This window comes from Allomuricauda sp. M10, from assembly GCF_020782875.1.
In the GTDB taxonomy this organism is placed as follows: Bacteria; Bacteroidota; Bacteroidia; order Flavobacteriales; family Flavobacteriaceae; genus Flagellimonas.
In genome coordinates, this window is record NZ_JAJGBN010000002.1 from 587,995 (window position 1) to 606,910 (window position 18,916).

The 18,916-nt window shown below is 43.5% G+C and carries 9 protein-coding genes; 8 read left to right on the forward strand and 1 reads right to left on the reverse strand.

Going from position 1 to position 18,916, the window contains the following annotated elements; genetic code table 11:
* The first annotated feature begins 19 nt into the window (after positions 1-19).
* The 8 genes from LKX84_RS07775 to LKX84_RS07810 are packed head-to-tail and all read left to right on the forward strand — an operon-like array spanning position 20 to position 17,704.
* Entirely contained in the window at positions 20-2,419 is a 2,400-nt protein-coding gene (locus tag LKX84_RS07775) for an ABC transporter permease (RefSeq protein ID WP_228236568.1), read from the forward strand.
* A 9-nt stretch (positions 2,420-2,428) separates the two neighbouring features.
* Positions 2,429-4,798 carry an ABC transporter permease gene (locus LKX84_RS07780; RefSeq protein ID WP_228236569.1) on the forward strand — a complete coding sequence of 790 codons (2,370 nt, stop codon included), beginning with the start codon at positions 2,429-2,431 and terminating at the stop codon, positions 4,796-4,798.
* Between the two features lie 20 nt (positions 4,799-4,818).
* On the forward strand, positions 4,819-7,206 hold the full coding sequence (locus LKX84_RS07785; protein ID WP_228236570.1) for an ABC transporter permease: 2,388 nt from the start codon (positions 4,819-4,821) through the stop codon (positions 7,204-7,206).
* Positions 7,207-7,236: 30 nt separating this feature from the next.
* Positions 7,237-9,669, forward strand: coding sequence for an ABC transporter permease (locus LKX84_RS07790; protein WP_228236571.1), 2,433 nt, complete (start codon positions 7,237-7,239; stop codon positions 9,667-9,669).
* A gap of 10 nt (positions 9,670-9,679) precedes the next feature.
* Entirely contained in the window at positions 9,680-12,130 is a 2,451-nt protein-coding gene (locus LKX84_RS07795; protein ID WP_228236572.1) for an ABC transporter permease, read from the forward strand.
* Between the two features lie 39 nt (positions 12,131-12,169).
* The gene (locus LKX84_RS07800; RefSeq protein ID WP_228236573.1) at positions 12,170-14,587 is read left to right on the forward strand and encodes an ABC transporter permease; all 2,418 of its coding nucleotides are present in this window, start codon (positions 12,170-12,172) and stop codon (positions 14,585-14,587) included.
* A 27-nt stretch (positions 14,588-14,614) separates the two neighbouring features.
* Positions 14,615-17,032, forward strand: coding sequence for an ABC transporter permease (locus LKX84_RS07805; RefSeq protein ID WP_228236574.1), 2,418 nt, complete (start codon positions 14,615-14,617; stop codon positions 17,030-17,032).
* Between the two features lie 9 nt (positions 17,033-17,041).
* Complete coding sequence (locus LKX84_RS07810; protein ID WP_228236575.1) at positions 17,042-17,704, forward strand: ABC transporter ATP-binding protein; 663 nt, start codon at positions 17,042-17,044, stop codon at positions 17,702-17,704.
* A 72-nt stretch (positions 17,705-17,776) separates the two neighbouring features.
* Here LKX84_RS07810 and LKX84_RS07815 read toward each other — a convergent pair whose 3' ends face one another.
* A complete protein-coding gene (locus tag LKX84_RS07815; RefSeq protein WP_228236576.1) occupies positions 17,777-18,898 on the reverse strand; it encodes an NAD(P)/FAD-dependent oxidoreductase in 1,122 nt (373 codons plus the stop codon).
* Between the last annotated feature and the right edge of the window lie 18 nt (positions 18,899-18,916).

The window sequence follows — 18,916 nt, forward strand, 5'->3', positions numbered from 1 at the left end:
CAATCAAAATCGAAAAATCATGTTTAAGAACTATTTAAAAATTGCCTGGAGGAACCTTACCAAACATAAGGCCTACACGATCATCAACGTAGGTGGACTTGCCCTGGGCATGGCCGTTGCCCTGATCATTGGGTTGTGGGTAAAGGATGAACTCGGTCACGACGATTACTTTACGAACAAGGACCAGATCGCCCAAATTTTCCAGTCCCAAACCTTCAATGGGGAAACAGGAACGGGTCCTGCCATACCAAGACCTTTGGAAAAAGCTTTCAGGGATGGGTATATGGACAACTTTAAGTACTTGGTGATGTCTTCCTGGAACAATCCACAGTATTTAAAATACAAGGAAACCAGTATTTCTCGCGATGGTAATTTTATGCAGCGTGATGCTCCCCATTTACTCGACCTCAACATTTTGAAAGGCGAAAAGGATGGCCTGCGAGAAATCAATTCCATAATGTTGAACGAATCCACCGCAAAGGCCCTCTTTGGTGACGAGGATCCCATTGGCAAAACCGTTGAGGTGAACAGTCAATATGACATGATGGTGACCGCTGTATATGAGGACATTCCTTTCAATGCCTCCTTTGTTGACACCAAATTTCTTATGCCTTGGGACAAATATGTATCCGTGAACGAATGGATCAAAAACGCCGAGGATCAATGGGGGAACAACTCCTTCCAGATGTTTGTTCAAATTGCGGACAATACCACAATGGATAGGGTCACCGCAACCGTAAAAGATGTAAAAAAGACCCTAAACCAAAACACGGAGGAATTCAACCCACAACTGTTCCTTTTCCCCATGGAAGATTGGCACCTCCGATCCAATTTTGAAAACGGGAAACAGACCGGGGGAAGAATCAAGTACGTTTGGTTGTTCGCCATTATCGGTGTGTTTGTGCTCCTTTTGGCCTGTATCAATTTCATGAACCTGAGCACCGCTCGGTCCGAAAAAAGGGCCAAGGAAGTGGGTATCCGCAAATCCATCGGGTCACAACGTAACCAGTTGATCAACCAATTTTTGGGAGAATCCTTCTTGGTCGTACTTTTTGCTTTCGTCATTGCCGTGTTGATCGTGGTGCTTTCTTTGAGCGGATTTAACGAACTTGCAAGAAAGGAAATGGCTTTTCCGTGGGGTTCAATGGAATTTTGGGGCGCTTCGCTTCTCTTCATTTTGTTCACAGCTCTTTTGGCAGGAAGTTATCCCGCCTTATACCTATCTTCTTTTAAACCGGTGGATGTTCTCAAGGGCACCTTCAAGGCCGGCAAACACTCCGGATTGCCACGAAAAATATTGGTGGTACTCCAATTTACCGTCTCGGTTGCCTTCATTATCGGTACCGTAATTGTAATGCAACAGATCAATTATGCCAAGAACAGGCCCATAGGTTATGATAAGGAGGGATTGGTTCAGATCCCGACCATGAGCCAAGATTTTACAGGTAAGTTTGAATTGATGCGCGATGAATTTATCAAATCGGGAGCCGTTATGGAAATGTCCACCTCCAGTGCCCCGACCACAAATATTTGGTCCAACAGAAGTGGATTTGTTTGGGAAGGAAAACCGGAAGGTTTCCAAGAAGATCTTGCCTGGACCGAAGTATCCCCTGAATATGCCAAGAGTCTCAACCTGAAGATCGTGGAAGGAAGGGATTTTTCAAGGGAATTCCCCTCCGATTCCAATGCGGTGCTGTTAAACGAGACAGCTGTGAAATACATGGGATTGAAAAATCCTATAGGACAATTTATCAAAGATGACGATGAGGAAGATCCCAGTCCACCTTTGAAAATCATTGGTGTGGTGCAGGACATGATTGCCCAATCTCCCTACGAACCGGTAAAACAAGGTATGTATGTGTTCGATAAGTACGGCAATGGTTCCTACTACAACCTTAGGTTGAACCCCAACCAAAGTGCCAGCCAGAACATTGCTATTGTAGAGCGGGTTTTCAAGGAGCATTTCCCCAAAATTCCGTTTCAATATGATTTTGTGGATGAGGAATATGGGGAAAAATTTGCCGCTGAAGAGCGCATCGGAACCCTATCCGGAATCTTTACGGGATTGGCCATCTTGATCAGTTGTTTGGGGCTTTTTGGCCTAACCTCTTTTGTGGCCGAGCAACGTACCAAGGAAATTGGGGTCAGAAAAGTATTGGGGGCCTCCGTTTTCAACGTTTGGAACATGTTGTCCAAAGATTTCTTGAAACTGGTCATCATCAGCTGCTTTATTGCCGTTCCCATTGCTTATTATATCATGAACGGCTGGTTGCAGGAATATCCCTATCGCGTGATCCTCAAGTGGTGGATTTTTGCCTTGGCCATGATCGGCGCCTTGTTGGTTACCGTGGTCACGGTCAGTTTTCAGGCGATTAAAGCGGCCCGATCCAACCCAACTAAAAGTTTACGAACCGAATAAATATTAATCATGATAAAGAACTATCTGAAAATAGCGTGGCGAAACTTGATAAGAAACAAGATTTATTCATCGATAAACATTATTGGTCTATCGTTGGGACTTGCTGCATGCATGCTGATAGTTATATACCTAGGTCATGAATACAGTTATGACAAGTTTCATGAAAATGCAGATAATATTTATCTGGGCGAGACTGAAATAACATTTGGCAAAGATCCCATATACATGCCCTATATGGGCTATTCTGAAGGCCCTAAAAGCAAACAGGAAATTCCTTCCATAGAAGATTATCTTCGGTATAAAAAGAATTTTGAGAACGTTACCATCCAGAATCCTGAATATCCCGAATTAAAATTTTCCGAGGATAATTTCTTGTTTGCCGATCCCAATTTTTTCAGCTTTTTCAGCTTTCCTTTGCTGCAGGGAGACCGTGATGAGGTATTAAAAAGCCCCTTTTCCGCAGTTATTTCACAAAATATTGCAGAAAGATACTTTGGCGGGCAAAATCCAATTGGAAAGACATTTTTATATAACGACCAATATATTTTTACGGTAAGGGGAGTCGCCAAAATTACACCTTCAAATTCAAATATTGCCTTTGATTTTGTGGCGTCCATTTCCAGTATGGCATCCATGGAGGAATACCAGGAATCATTAAAGGAGGATTATTCCGATTTCACCACTTATTTCTCTTTGGCTAAATCATCAGATCCAGCTATTGTGGAGGCCGCGTTACTCAATATCAGTGGTCAAAAAGAAGATGACGTAAACAAAAAATATCTTCTCAGACCATTAACAAGTTTACATTTTGGGAGTGATTTTGCCAATAGTAGGTATATAAAAATATTCCCATTGGTGGCCATCCTTATTTTACTTCTTGCACTTGTAAATTATGCTAGTCTCTCCACGGCACGATCCACAACTCGATCCAAAGAGGTTGGTGTCAGAAAAGTGTTGGGTGCCCACAGAAAGGCCATTGCACTACAATTCTTTTTTGAATCTGCATTGTATACGGTCATTTCATTTGTGTTGGGATATTTTCTCTGTTTAACGGTACAACCATTCTTTTTCGGCCTTTTGGACATTCAAATGGACAATTCATTTTTATATGCCCCGCAGATGCTTGTTTCCCTTGTGGGATTACTGGTCCTGACCATATTGCTTGCGGCCATTTATCCCGCAATACTATTGTCCGCTTATAGACCAATGGTTGTTTTACATGGAAAATTAAGTGCACAGAGCAGCGGTGCTAGCGTTAGGAAGTTTTTTGCCATTTTTCAATTTGGCATTTCTACTATACTAATTATTTGTGCAATCGTAATCGATAGGCAAATGTATTTTTTCAGACACATAGATACTGGTATAGATAGGGAAAATATTGTGATGTTACCTTTTTCAGCTGATGCTGGAACGCATGTCTACCCTTTTAAACAGGAAATACAAGCTATTCCTGAAGTCCTGCAATCCAGTATCGCAATTCTTCCACTATATAAAGGGCATAATATGATGGGGGTAAAAAGCAATAATGATGATGCAATGATCTTTTTGCCAACCCTTACTGTTGATGAAAAATTTATCTCGATGTTGAATCTGAAGTGGGAAACTCCCCCTATCGATTCTCTGTTATTAAATGGCCAAAAAACTGTTGCCATTATTAATAAAATGGCCATTGAAAAATTAAACCTTGAAGGAAATCCGATCACCCAAAAAATAAACGGGCAATATGTAATTAATGGGGTTTTAAAAGATTTTGTCTATACCTCTCTTCACCATAAAATAGATGCTCTGTGTTTACTGATAAATAAAACTGAAGATGAAACTGCCCCATGGGCAAAGTACGGCGGGGTCGTCTATGCCAAGATCGCACCTAACTCCAACATCCCCTCTACCTTACAACAAATGAAAGCGGTTTATGAGAAATACGATGCTGAAAAACCTTTTGAATACCATTTCCTAAATGAGACTTTTAACGCGCAATACAAGGCAGAGGATCGTCTGGCCCTAATTTTTAGTGCCTTCACAGGTCTTGCCATATTGATTGCGGTAATGGGTCTATTTGGATTGGCGACTTTTATCGCCTTACAGCGAAGAAAAGAAATAGGTATTCGCAAAGTTTTAGGAGCTTCAATAGGCAATGTGACCACGCTTTTGTCTTTAGATTTTCTGAAGCTTGTGGTACTCGCTATCATAATCGCATCTCCCACGGCATATTGGTTAATGAACCAATGGCTACAAAATTTTGCCTATAGGATATCCATTAGTTGGTGGATGTTCATCATGGCTGCGATTGGAACACTTCTTCTTGCTTTGTTTACAATAAGCTTTCAGGCGATCAAGTCTGCAACAGCAAATCCAGTAAAAAGTTTACGAACCGAATAAAAACCAAAAAAAGAACCGTCATGTTTAAGAACAACCTAAAAATAGCTTGGAGAAACCTTGTAAAAAGAAAGGGGTTCTCATTCATCAATATTCTAGGCCTTTCCATGGGGTTTGGGTGCAGTATTTTGATATTCCTTTTTGTTCAATATCACCTGCAGTTCGATAATTTCCATCAAAATGCAGACCGCATCTATCGGTTCAATACGGAAGAGCACCGTGACCTTATTGACTATGAGGCCGCCGTGCCCCCTGGTTTTGCCAATGCATTTAAACAGGATTATGACTATGCAGAAATCGTTGCCAAAAGTGCAGATCGGGGAAATTGGCTCATCACCTTGGATGAAAACGGAGCCAAAAAGCAGTTAAAGGCAGACATTGCCTTCACTGAAACCGGCTTCTTTAAAATTTTTAATTATCCCTTGGTGGATGGTTCCAACGCAGCCCCAATTTCGGAGCCCAATACTGCACTGATCACAGAGCAGATGGCCCAAAAGATGTTCGGGGGTGCGGACCCCATCAACAAAACCTTTGTGCTGGAAAACGATCAAACCATAAAGGTGACCGGGGTGCTAAAAGACTTTCCAAAGACCACATTGACGCAGGCCCAGGTTTTTCTTTCTTTCGATACCCTAAAAAGTTATGATGGTTTTATGTCGTCAGAAAGTTGGGGCGGCATCAATTCTTCGCTTCACTGTTATGCCCTCATGCGTCCTAACCAAGATATCCCCCAAATTGAGGAGCAACTGAAAGGGTACGTGCAAAAGTTCAGGCCCAATTCCAAAAACGTACACCACTACAAGCTTCAGGCATTGAAGGACATTCATTTTGATGCACGCTACAGTGGTGGAATCGATGTTAAATCACTCTGGATATTTTCCCTGATCGGACTTTTCATATTGGTGGTGGCCAGTATCAACTTCATCAACATTTCAACGGCACAGTCCATTAACCGATCCAAAGAAGTTGGGGTACGCAAGGTTTTGGGCAGCTACAAGCGGGAGCTGTTCTGGCAATTTATGGCAGAAACCCTCATTGTTAGTGTGTTGGCCTTGGTGTTGGGAGCTGCCCTGTGTTTGCTGGTATTGCCCTCATTCAACACCGTTTTTGGGTTGGAGCTATCCTTTAAGGAATTGTTGGATATAAAGTTTTTAGGTTTTATAGTGCTGTTGTTGGGATTAGTCACCTTGCTGGCAGGGAGCTACCCTGGCGTACTTTTGGCCAGGATTGCACCCGTGTTGGCCCTCAAAAGAAAACTTTCCCATAACGATACAGGTGGCTACCTAACACGTAAGACACTCGTGGTGACCCAATTTGTCATTTCCATTGTACTGATCATCGGTTCCATTGTGGTCGGCAAACAATTAAAGTATGCCATCAAATCAGACTTGGGTTTTGCAAAAGATGGTATAGTAATGGTTGAAATTCCCGAACAAATAGAAACGCCACAACTTCAAGGCTTGAAAGAGCGAATCCTTCAAAACTCAGGAGTTGAAAACCTTACGGCCTGTTTTGCTTCCCCTGGTGCCGGGGACAATAACTGGGGGACCAATGTCAATTTCGATAACCGCCCTGAACCTGAAGAGTTCAACATTCAAGTGAAGGGAGCTGATAAAGATTATCTGGATGCCTTTGCCCTTGAACTGGTAGCCGGTCGTAATTTTTTTGAAAAGGACACGGTGGACGAAATGATCGTCAATGAGGAATTCATGAGAAAAGTTGGCGTTAACGATCCCAATGAACTGCTTGGCAAAGAGATAAATGTAAGCAATGGTTTTGCAGTAGGTAAAATTGTTGGAGTAATTGCAGACTTTCATGATGGGGATTTCCATCAAAAGATCAACCCCATTTTCATTGCACCTGTAACCCAGATCTATTCTGAACTTGCCATACAAATCAATATGGCCTCTGCTAAAAACGCATTACAACATATTGAAAATGAATGGTCTACCGCGTTTCCGGAATACGTTTTTGAATATGCCTTTTTGGATGATCGCGTAGCGGAACTGTACCAGACTGAGCAACGTTTCCTATCGTTAATCGGCATCTTTTCTGGACTGGCCATTTTCATCGGATGTCTAGGCATCTACGGTCTCATCCTCTTCTTTGTGGTACAAAAAACCAAGGAAATCGGGATTAGAAAAGTATTGGGTGCCGGACTCTCCAGTCTCGTAGGATTGGTCATGCAGGATTTCCTGAAACTCATCCTTATTGCCGGGGTCATTGCCACACCGATCGCCTGGTACTTTATGAGCCAATGGCTCGAAAATTTCGAGTATAGAACGCCCTTAAACTGGTGGATATTTGTGCTGGCGGTGGTCATCATCATGGCCATTACCTTGCTTACCATCAGTTACCAAGCCATTAAAGCGGCCATTGCCAACCCCGTTAAAAGCTTGCGCATAGAATAACACATCAAAAAACGACAAACTAAAAAGATCATGTTCAAAAACAACCTAAAAATCGCCTGGAGAAGCCTAAAAAAACAGCCGTTCTTCACCTTCCTAAATACATTTGGATTAGCTATAGGAATGGCTGGTGGGCTTTTGCTGGGACTTTACATTTATGACGAACTCAGCCACGATACCATGTTCGCAGATGCAGACCGCATCTACAGGCTGAATGCCGATATGAAATTTGGGGGCAAAGAAGAAAAACTAGCAGAAGTTTCGGCCCCTATGGCACAAGCCATTATGAACGACATACCCGATGTGGAACTCGTTACCCGTTTTAGGGGGGTGGGCAGTGTTTTCATCCGTCAGCAAGAAGCCAGAAGCAATGTTCGGGAAGCCTCGGTTACCTATGCCGATTCTACCGTCTTTAAAATGCTTGGTATCGAACTACTTCATGGGGATGCCAGAACAGCCCTAACCGAACCCAACACTTTGGTGATGACCAAAACGGCCGCAGAAAAACACTTCCCGATTGATCAGGCATTGGGCAAAACCGTGGTCTTGAACGATCAGGAAACGTACACCGTCTCTGGAATCATTGAAGATTTGCCTGAAAATTCCTTTTTAAAGGATCGGGGCATTTTCCTTTCCATGGCCGGCTATGAAGACGCTCAACTGGCCGAATGGGGCAACCACAATTACTATACTTTGATCAAATTGATTCCCGGTGCCAAGGTGGAGAACATTCAAGAAGGGCTGCAGAGTATGGTTGGAAAATATTTGATTCCCTATGCGCAGAGGTTCTTCCCGGGTATTACGGAGCAACAGTTCATTGACTCTGGCAACTATATGTATTATTCCACCATTGCACTAACCGATGTTCATTTACATTCTAAACGGAGTCCGGAATTCAGTGCGGTAAGCGATATCAAGAACGTGTATATCCTTGGGGCAATTGCCTTGATATTATTGGTTTTGGCAAGTGTCAACTTTATGAACCTGTCCACCGCGCATTCACTAAAAAGGGCCAAAGAGGTCGGTATTCGAAAAACGTTAGGCTCGCAGCGAAGCAGCTTGATCGGACAATTCTTGACCGAATCCGGATTGATTGCCTTGGGTTCTTTGGTGTTTGCCATTATAATTGCCGCAGTGGCCATGCCCTTTTACAACGAACTTAGTGGCAAGGACCTATCCATACCATTCGCTAGTCCGTTTTTTTGGTTGACCTTGCTATTGGCTGCATTGGCCCTCGGGGTTTTATCGGGAAGCTATCCTGCTCTATTCATGTCTCGTTTTGTAGCAGCTAAAGTGCTTAAGGGACAAGGGGATAATGCCATCGGGGGAGGGCGCGTTCGCAATGCGCTCGTAATCCTTCAATTTTCCATCTCGGTATTCCTGATCATGGGTACTTTGACCGTTTTCCAGCAATTGCAATATATCCAAGGAAAAGACCTTGGTTACGCCAAGGATGAGGTATTGATCATACAGGGTGTTAATGCCTTGGAAGGTAAAAAGACCGCCTTCAAGGATGCCGTTTTAAGGTTAAGTCAAGTGAATACCGCTTCTCTGAGCAGTTACCTTCCCACCCCTTCGTCCCGAAGCAGTGGTACTTTTTTACGTGCCGAAGACCAAAGCATGGAGAAGGCCCTGAATATGCAACAATGGCAGGTAGATGAGGACTATCTTTCTACCATTGGCATTTCCATGGTGGCAGGAAGAAATTTTGATACAGATCATTTTGCAAGCGATTCCTCTGCCATTCTTTTAAATGAAAAAGCTGTGGCCATTTTGGGTAAAACTCCCGAAGAGGTGATTGGCTCGCAATTCGTCAATGATTTTCAGGATGGCTCCATCATAACCGTGGTTGGCGTAATTAAAGATTTTCATTTTGAATCCCTTCGGGATGAAGTATCTGCCCTTGGGTTATTTTACGGTGCCGATTATGCCAGTAATCTGGCCATAAAATTGCATGGTGGCGATGTTGCCCGAACGATTTCCGAGATTGAAACCATTTGGCGTGACCTTGCCCCGTCACAGCCCTTTGAACATTATTTTATGGACGATTCCTTCAACACCAGCTACGAAGCTGAACAGCGATTGGGACAAATCTTCATGATCTTTACCGTGCTTTCCATCATGATTGCCTGTTTAGGCTTACTTGGCTTGGCCGCCTTCAATGCACAAAAACGCGTGAAGGAAATTGGGGTGCGTAAGGTGTTGGGCGCCGGGGTCGGACAAATTGTATATCGCCTTTCCATGGATTTCCTAAAACTTGTAGGCCTCTCCGTGGTCATCGCCCTTCCTTTGGGATGGTATGCCATGGACCGATGGTTACAGGATTTCTCGTACCATATCAACATCCCTTGGTGGATTTTTGCCCTATCAGCATTGATGGCCGTAGGGGTTGCCCTTTTAACGGTAAGCTATCAAAGTATAAAGGCGGCTATCGTAAATCCAGTAAAAAGTCTCAGATCGGAATAAACCACTAACCATGATATTGAACAATTTAAAAATAGCCTGGAGAAGTATTTTAAAGAACAAACTCTTTTCCTTCATCAATGTAATAGGGCTTTCTATTGGCCTTTGTGCAGCTATGGTCATCGGGGCCATTGTGTACTATGATTTCTCTTTTGATAAGTTTCATACAGACGGAGACCGCATTTATCGCATAGTATCCGTGTTCAAATCCAAGGAAGGGGAATTCTCCAACCGGGGTGTGGCGGTCCCTTTGATGCGGACTTTTCAGGAAGGGGTTGCGGGTGTGGAAGTAACCGCTCCTTTCATGAACACTACTTTTTACAAGGTGCAGAACAGGGAGGCCAATCTGGATTTCAAGGATATTGAAAACTCCATTATGGCCGATGATGCTTACTTTGAGTTGTTCCAATATGAATGGTTGGCCGGTGATAAGGCAACTGCACTTTCCGGCCCTGGACAGGTAGTACTCTCGCAAAAAAAAGCTGAAATCTATTTTCCACATACCCAAATGGCCAACGTGGTGGGGAGGACCCTTGTGTACAACGATTCCATTCCCGTTAAGGTAACCGGTGTAGTGGCCGACTTTAAGGAAAAGAGCGATTTGAACTTTACCGAGTTCATGTCCATGGCATCGGCGAAAATTTTCGATGAGCAGGACATCACCACAAGCGACCAATGGAACAGCACCAGTTCAGGGGACCAACTGTTCATCAAAGTAGCGGATTTGTCTCGATTGAACGAAATACAGTCCCGATTGGATGCCTTGGCCTTGGAACATAAAAACATGGAACCTTGGGCCGTTGATGATGATCGTTTGTTTGTTTTACAGCCCCTTTCGGAAATCCATTTTGGAGGTAAATACGGGGATTTTCCCTTCAATAATTCAGAGCATGTTGCCAGCATGTCGGTACTTAAAAGTCTAGCTTTTGTTGCCCTTTTCCTATTGCTTTTGGGCTGTGCCAACTTCATCAATTTAAATTCTGCCCAAGCGTTGACCAGGGCAAAGGAAATAGGGATCCGTAAAACCTTGGGCAGCTCTAAAAAACAAGTGGTGCGTCAGTTTTTGGGCGAAACGTTGATCTTGACCTCCTTGGCTGCAGTAGTTTCCTTGTTCTTGGCCCCATTGCTTTTACAGCAGTTTATGGATTTTCTTCCTTCCGGAATCAATCTTGGGGTTCTCTTTAGCCCACAGGGAATTTTAGGAATTGTTCTGTTGATTTTAGTGGTGAGCATCCTTTCCGGTTTTTATCCCGCCTTTGTATTATCTAGGTTCAAACCAGTATCTGTGCTAAAGGGCCAATTTGTCAAAGGTGACAAGGGAGTTCGTTTAAGAAAGACCCTGACTGTATTCCAATTTGTTGTGGCCCAGGTTTTTGTGATATCTACCATGTTGGTTGGCAAGCAGTTGTACTACGTCATGAACAAGGACATGGGGATTAAAACAGATGCCATTGCCTACGTGAACCTTCCGTGGAACAACAACACCGAACAGAAAAAGGAACGCCTTTTGGAAAGAATCAAAGAGATCAAAGGGCTTTCCAATGTTAGTTGGGCCAACAATCCGCCAGCTTCCAATAGCGTGTCGTCTACCATGTTGACCTATTTTCAAGATGGAGCGGAAATGCACCAGGAAACCGAAATTCTCTGGGGCGATATCAACTATTTAAAAACCTATAACATTCCCATACTTTCCGGTAGGGAACGATTGAACGATAGTATTCAAGAGTATGTGGTAAACGAGGCATTTGCCAAGGCGTTGGGATTCCAAGAGCCTTCGGAAGTAGTGGGAACCATGTTAAAATTGGATACCATGAACATCCCAGTAGTAGGGTTGATGAAGGATTTCAACCAACGATCCCTTAAATCGGACATTCGGCCCCTTGCCCTGACCGGCAATTGGAAAAACCGAAGCTTTTCTATGATCAATTCCATTCATTTTGATTTGGGCAACAATTCCGAACAATGGTCGGAATCCATCGAACAAGTAGAGAATGCCTGGGCTGCTGTATATCCTGATGAAGAAGTAAAAGTGAAGTTCATGGATGAGATCGTACAAGGCTTTTACAGAAAGGAGAAGAGTACCGTTCAATTGTTGAAATGGGCCACGGGATTGGCCATATTGATCAGCTGTATGGGACTTTTGGGGCTCGTGGTCTATACCACGGAACGACGCATCAAGGAAATTGGGGTCCGTAAAGTTTTGGGCGCCAATTTGGCCCAATTGAATATGTTGCTGTGCAAGGAATTTCTTCTTTTGGTAGGTATCGCTTTTGTCCTTTCCGTGCCCATTGCCTGGTACCTGATTGAAGAATGGATCCAAGGCTTCGCTTATAAAACTACCCTTAGTTGGTGGGTGTTCATGTCCAGTGGTGTTGGAATGGTCTTGGTGGCTTTGGCGGTCATCGGAACTAGAACCTATAGAACGGCGAACATTAATCCGGTGGAAAGTTTGAGGTCGGAATGATTTTCTTCCGCCCTTCATAAACAAACAAAAACTTAAAGCATGTATAAACTCTATCTAAAAATAGCGAGTCGATACCTCTTCAAGAACAAATTGTATTCTTTCATCAACATCTTTGGGTTGACTGTTGGGATTGCTTCCTTCATACTCATCATGTTGTATGTGAACCATGAGCACAGTTATGACAAATTTGAAGGCTCCGACCGCGTGTATCGCGTATACATGGACTACCTTGAAGGTGGAAAATATGTCCCTGGAGATGCCAATGCCTACATTTTAAGTGGCCCCGCGCTCCAAGAGCAGTTTCCCGAGATTGAGGAATTTGCAAGGCTGAGGCGATTGGGTGAAGTGGTGCTGTTGCACGATGACGGGATTTTTGACCATAATACCGCTTCCTTGGCAGACCCTACATATTTTGATGTCTTTGATCGCTCTTTGGAAAAAGGGGATATTGCCAATGCCTTGAGTGAGCCCTATTCCATTGTACTGAGCACCGCTTTGTCAAAAAAAATCTTTGGTGATGCAGACCCCCTAGGAAAGACCTTGAAAATTGCAGGATCGGGTGACTTGTTGTTTACCGTAACGGGGACAATGGACAACAAAGGGTACAATACCCATTTAAAAAACGATTTTCTGGTTTCCTTCAAAACCTTTTATACCTGGGAAAGATTTAAACAGGATTGGGATTATACGTGGAACCAAAATGCATATTTCACCTATATAAAGGTTGACAAAAATGCCGATATTGCCCAGTTGGGACAAAAAATCATGGACTATGTCCCAGAGGGGCTGAAAAACGAAAGACACCATATTGAACCCATTGAGGATATACACCTGAATTCCAACAAACCCTATGAGGCAGAAACCAACGGTAACGGCAACAATGTTAGGTTTTTGGCCATTATCGCCTTTATTACTTTACTGCTCTGTTGGATGAATTACATGAACCTTTCCAGTAGTAAATCGTTGGAAAGGGCCAAGGAAGTAGGCATCAGAAAAGTGGTTGGGGCCAAAAAACCTCAACTGGCCCTTCAGTTTCTTTTGGAGTCGGCCCTTTTGAATTTTGTCGCCATTATTCTTGCCATGTTGAGTGTTTATATTCTGCTCCCAAGTTTTAATGACCTGGTGGAACAAGATTTAGGGTTGGATAAGGCACAATTGATGTCCCTTTTGCCCTATTTGGCCATTATGTTGGTCGGTGCTTCATTGGCCGCTTTTTATCCCGCATTTGTACTCACCCGGTTCAACCCCACCAAGGCCCTCAAAGGAAAGGCACAGACCTCTTCAGGGGGAGCATTCTTTATCAAATCCCTGGTCGTGTGTCAGTTCGTGGCCACTATCGCCTTGTTGATCGGCACCTTTGTGGCCAATAAGCAGATCCATTTTCTCAAAAACCGCCCCATTGGGGCCAATTTGGAACCTGTCATCGCCTTAAAGGGGCAGGTGCTCAACAAAACATCCGACTCATTGTTCAATATGAGTTTTGATGCCTTTGAGGATGAGCTCAGGAAAATCCCCTACATCGCAGAGGTCACAGGAGCTGGAACCTACCCAGGAGATTCTTTTGACAATTTAAATTCCAATATGGGGATTACGTTCCCTAATGGGAAAACAGATGAAAAGCATATCTGGTACAACTATAGTGTCGGGGCCGAATATTTTGATGTAATGGGAATGGAATTTGTTGCCGGAGGACCATTCATACAAACCAGTCAAAAATCGAGCAACAATGTCGTGATCAATGAAAAGATGGTGCATTTCATGGAGGTCACCGATGTGGAAAGTATTGTTGGAAAAACCATTAACTATTGGGGAGCAGATTGGACCGTGGCCGGGGTAATCAAAGATTACAACCATTCTGGAATGAAGTCCCCTGTGGTGCCAATGGTCATACGACATACAAGAAATTCCCAGAACGTTTTGGTGAAATTGGACAGGAAGGCCATGACCATGGGAAATACCGAAAAGGCTTTGGATGACATGAACAGGATATGGCATCAGATTTTTCCGGTAAGCACCTACAACTACACCTTTTTGGATCAGAAATATGAGGCACTCTTTAAAGATGAACAGAAGTTTGCCAAGGCCTTTCAGCTTTTTACCGTGCTTGCCATTCTAATTGCCTCCTTGGGATTGTTCGGGCTAACATCATATACCTGCTTACAACGTACAAAGGAAATTGGGATCAGAAAGGTAAACGGAGCGACCATTACCCAAATTCTTTCCCTATTGAACAAGGATTTTGTGAAGTGGGTCGGGCTGGCCTTTGTCATTGCTGTTCCCGTTGCATGGTATGCCATGGACAAATGGCTCAGTGTTTTTGCCTATAAAACCCCTTTGAGTTGGTGGGTCTTTGCATTGGCAGGAATATTGGCCTTAATGATTGCGCTCCTTACCGTAAGCTGGCAAAGTCTTAAGGCGGCCATGACCAACCCAGTGGAATCCCTTAGATCCGAATAAAAAACATCAAATCAAAAAACCAAAATCATGCTCAAAAATTATTTTAAGATTGCTTGGCGAAATTTATTGAAGAACAAAATCTTCACCCTGGCCAATATTGTGGGGCTTACCTGTGCCTTTGCTGTGGCCATTCTCCTGACCATGACCGCCCTTTTTGAACTCTCCTTTGACAATTTCCATGAGAACAAGGATTCGGCCTATCAACTTTATCTTGCCCATCAAACCCCCAGAGGCCCGGAAATCAGTTTATCAAACCCAGTGCCCTTGGCCCCGACCTTGGAAGAAGAAGTGCCGGGCATCAAACATATTTCAAGGGCAGTGAGCGAAGATGTTCTGATTACTTACGATTCCAAAGAATTGAACCTCGATGCCGAATATGTAGACCCTTCCTTTTTTGAGATTTTCACCTATCCCGCCATTTTGGGGAATTCCACAAACCCCCTGCCCGAAAAAAACAGTGTGGGAATAACCGAAAAAGCGGCCGAAAAAATATTTGGAACCACAGATAATGTGGTTGGGAAGACTATTTCCCTAAAAATAGGACGGGAAGAACAACCTTATACCATTGCTTCCGTGCTGGCGGATACCCCAAGTAATAGTAGTGTTGACTTTGAAATTGTGGTGCCGTTTGAGAACCACCCGGAATACCTTTCCAACAAAGATGTTTGGGACTCACAGTTCCATCCAATCTATCTTCAATTGGAAAAAGGGGTGTCCGTGGCCCAGTTCGAAAAAAACACAATTCCATTCACAGAACTTCACTACAAGGGCGGGATTGAAAGTGATATCCGTGACGGTGCCGTTCCCAATGCAGATGGGAGATATAAACAATTCCATCTGATGCCCATCGCCGATAGACATTTTGCATCCTACACAACTGGTACGGCCAAAGTAGACCGGGTTTTTCCTTTCATGATCTTGGGCATAGCCTTCGTGATCATTTTTATAGTGAGTGCCAATTTTATCAACATGAGCATCGCACTTAGTGAAAAACGATTGAAGGAAATAGGAATGCGTAAGACTTTGGGGGCCATTAAAAAGCAACTGTTCTTTCAGTTTTGGATGGAAAGCCTTTTGGTCTTTGTTGTTTCTGTTTTGTTGGGATTGGTGGCAAGCAATCTACTCTTGAATCCGTTCAAGACCCTTTTTCGTACCAAAGCTTCATTTGCCGATGTCACCCAACCCAGTGTACTTATACTTTTTGCTCTTGCCATCTTCATTATTACCCTTATTGCAGGAGGGTATCCTGCCTTGCTGATGAGCAAATTGGGTACGCTTAGGGCCCTAAAAGGAAAAATGGAAATGGGCAAGAACCGTTTGCGTAATAGTTTGATCGTGCTACAATTTGCCATCGCCATTTTGTTGATCACAGGCACCCTTGTGTTGCACGGACAAATCGAATTTATGCGAAACAAAGACTTGGGTTTTAATAAGGAACAAGTAATATCAATCCCATTAAATGGAAAAAAGAACGGCTACAGTGTGGTAGAACTACTTCGTGATGAGCTTAAAAACAATACGGATATCATGGGTGTTTCAGGTGCCGACAATAATCTGGGTAGGGGGTTGGACGGAAGCCAATCCAGTAGCATGATGGGTTTTGATTACAAGGGTCGAGGAGTGGTCACCAATGCCTTGACGGTTGACTTTGATTATGCCAAAACGTTGGACCTTCAATTGGTTGCCGGGCGCATGTTCAATAGGGAGTTTGCCACGGACAGCCTTAGTTTGGTCATCAACGAAACCATGGCCAAACAGCTGGGTGAAGAAGACCCACTTTCCATAACCATTCCCATGGACGAGGGTAATGTAACCTATTCGGTTATTGGAGTGGTCAAAGATTTTAATTTTCAAGATATCAGCAGAGACATACAGCCTTTGACCTTGTTCATGAACAAAGATTGGGACCTTTATTATGCCTATGTGAAAGTTGCTCCACAAAATATTGCCAACTCTTTCGATGACATCAAATCGGCTTGGGAAAAAATTGAGCCGCAAGCAGAGTTTTTGGGGTCCTTTTTGGATGAGAATGTAGACCGTACCTTCAGGCGTGAAAAAACCATGGCGACTATCATTACCAGTGGAAGTATCCTTGGAATTTTATTGAGCTGTATCGGGCTTTTTGCCATTTCCATGTTGGTGGTGGCACAGCGCACCAAGGAAATTGGGGTACGCAAAGTGGTTGGGGCCAGTGTCTCTTCAGTAGCGTTACTCCTCACCAAGGATTTCTTGAAATTGGTTGGCATCGCCTTTGTTATCGCCACTCCCGTAGCCTGGTACTTTTTGAATGAATGGTTGCAGAACTATGCCTTTCATGTACCTTTAAGTCCACTGTTCTTTTTGGGAGCCGGACTGCTAGCTACTCTCATTGCCTTTGTTACCGTGGGAACAAGAACCGTCAAGGCCGCATCGGCAAACCCAGTAAAAAGTTTAAGAACCGAATAAAAATATATCATGCTATTACAACTTAACAACATCTTCAAATGGGTCAACTCCGGGGGCCAACGTATTTTTTTGTTGAAGGACATCAATCTCGAAGTAGAGGAAGGGGAATTCATTTCCATTATGGGGCCTTCGGGATCGGGAAAATCCACTTTGCTCAACGTTATCGGAATGCTGGACACCTTTGATGAAGGGGAATACAATTTTTTGGAGGAATCGGTTCATGATTTGAAAGAAAAACACAGGGCCAACCTGTATAAGGAATACATCGGTTTCGTATTTCAATCCTATCACCTTTTAGACGAGTTGACCGTACAGGAAAACCTAGAAATGCCCTTGATCTATAAAAAATTCAAGGGATCTGAACGCAAAGCCATGGTGGCCGATATGTTGGACCGTTTCAGTATTGTGGGTAAAAAAGACCTCTTTCCTGCGCAGTTGAGTGGTGGTCAACAGCAATTGGTGGGCATTGCACGAGCCTTGATTTCCAATCCAAAATTGATTTTGGCCGATGAACCTACAGGAAATCTGAACTCCAAACAGGGTGAAGAAATCATGGAGCTTTTCAAACAATTGAATGATGAAGGTGTTACCATCATTCAAGTAACGCACTCCGAAAAAAATGCGGAATACGGTTCACGGATCATCAACCTGTTGGATGGTAGGATGATTTGAATTCCAAGTTAAAGTATCAAAATTCAAATACAAGTTCAAAAAAGCTACATGTGGTTGAACTTGAGCTGATACTTATTCGTCGGCCAATTCCGCCAGTTCCTTGCCAACAAGGCTGCCCAAGGCCACGCCCATACCACCTAGGCGGACGCCACAACATATGGAATTGGAAATACGCTTAACTATCGGGGTCTTTTGACCCCCCACTCCCATGATGCCACTCCATCTTCGGTCAATTTTTACCTGTTGATGGGGCAGTATCATCTCCTTTAATAATTCCTCCAATTGGTCTTGAATGATTGGGGTCTGACCAAATTCAGTGGTTTCTTCAGTCTTGAAATCGAGGTTGCGGCCACCTCCAAAAAGAATACGGTCATCAATATTCCTGAAATAATAATAGCCTTCATCAAAATGAAAAGTTCCCTTGATTTTCAGGTTTTTTATGGGTTCGGTGACCAAAACCTGTGCACGTGCCGGTTGAATGGTTTCAGCAGGCAAAAGTTTGGATGCAAAACCATTGGTGGCTACAAAGACTTTCTTGGTAGAAAACTCAAAATCCTTAGTGATAATGGTTGCACTTTTACCATTTTCGTGAACGGTATCCACTTCCACCCCATTCAATATAGGAATGCCCAAGGAGAGGCATTTTTGGATGAGCCCCTGCATCATCATCCCCGTATCCAATTGTCCTTCCAACTCATGGGTGATATAGTTTTCTTTAATTTTCCCAAAACCAAAGCTATTTGGGTGTGTTACAAAAGGATTTTGGCCAAAAACAGGTTGAAGCATTTTGTTCAACCGTTCCATTTCATCCAGGCATTTTTCGTACAATTCGGTGTTGTGTTCTACAAAAAGTTCGTGGCCACCATGTTGTTCAAAACCGATGGCTTCGTCACCTAAAAGGCTTCTAAGGTTTTGAATGCCCTCCCAGCGCTTCTGCACCAATTGCACCACTTCTTCTTCGGAATGGGACTTTAGATCAGACAAAATCTCGGAAATACTTCCAAAACAGGCAAAACCGGCATTTTTGGTGCTTGCCCCTTGGGGAAGACTCCCTCTTTCCAGCACCAAAACTGAACTGTTGGGGTGTTTTTGTTTGAGATGAATGGCACAGTTCAACCCAACAATCCCACTGCCAATGATAGTGAAATCCACTTGGGAGAACCACGTTTTATATTCCCAATAGCTCAGTTGCATAAAATAAAAACCCCGACT

What these genes read in the sequence shown, in the direction of transcription:
- LKX84_RS07775 (WP_228236568.1), top strand. Translation starts at nt 20, where the DNA reads ATGTTTAAGAACTATTTAAAAATTGCCTGGAGGAACCTTACCAAACAT.
- LKX84_RS07780 (WP_228236569.1), top strand. Translation starts at nt 2,429, where the DNA reads ATGATAAAGAACTATCTGAAAATAGCGTGGCGAAACTTGATAAGAAAC.
- LKX84_RS07785 (WP_228236570.1), top strand. Translation starts at nt 4,819, where the DNA reads ATGTTTAAGAACAACCTAAAAATAGCTTGGAGAAACCTTGTAAAAAGA.
- LKX84_RS07790 (WP_228236571.1), top strand. Translation starts at nt 7,237, where the DNA reads ATGTTCAAAAACAACCTAAAAATCGCCTGGAGAAGCCTAAAAAAACAG.
- LKX84_RS07795 (WP_228236572.1), top strand. Translation starts at nt 9,680, where the DNA reads ATGATATTGAACAATTTAAAAATAGCCTGGAGAAGTATTTTAAAGAAC.
- LKX84_RS07800 (WP_228236573.1), top strand. Translation starts at nt 12,170, where the DNA reads ATGTATAAACTCTATCTAAAAATAGCGAGTCGATACCTCTTCAAGAAC.
- LKX84_RS07805 (WP_228236574.1), top strand. Translation starts at nt 14,615, where the DNA reads ATGCTCAAAAATTATTTTAAGATTGCTTGGCGAAATTTATTGAAGAAC.
- LKX84_RS07810 (WP_228236575.1), top strand. Translation starts at nt 17,042, where the DNA reads ATGCTATTACAACTTAACAACATCTTCAAATGGGTCAACTCCGGGGGC.
- LKX84_RS07815 (WP_228236576.1), bottom strand. Translation starts at nt 18,898, where the DNA reads ATGCAACTGAGCTATTGGGAATATAAAACGTGGTTCTCCCAAGTGGAT.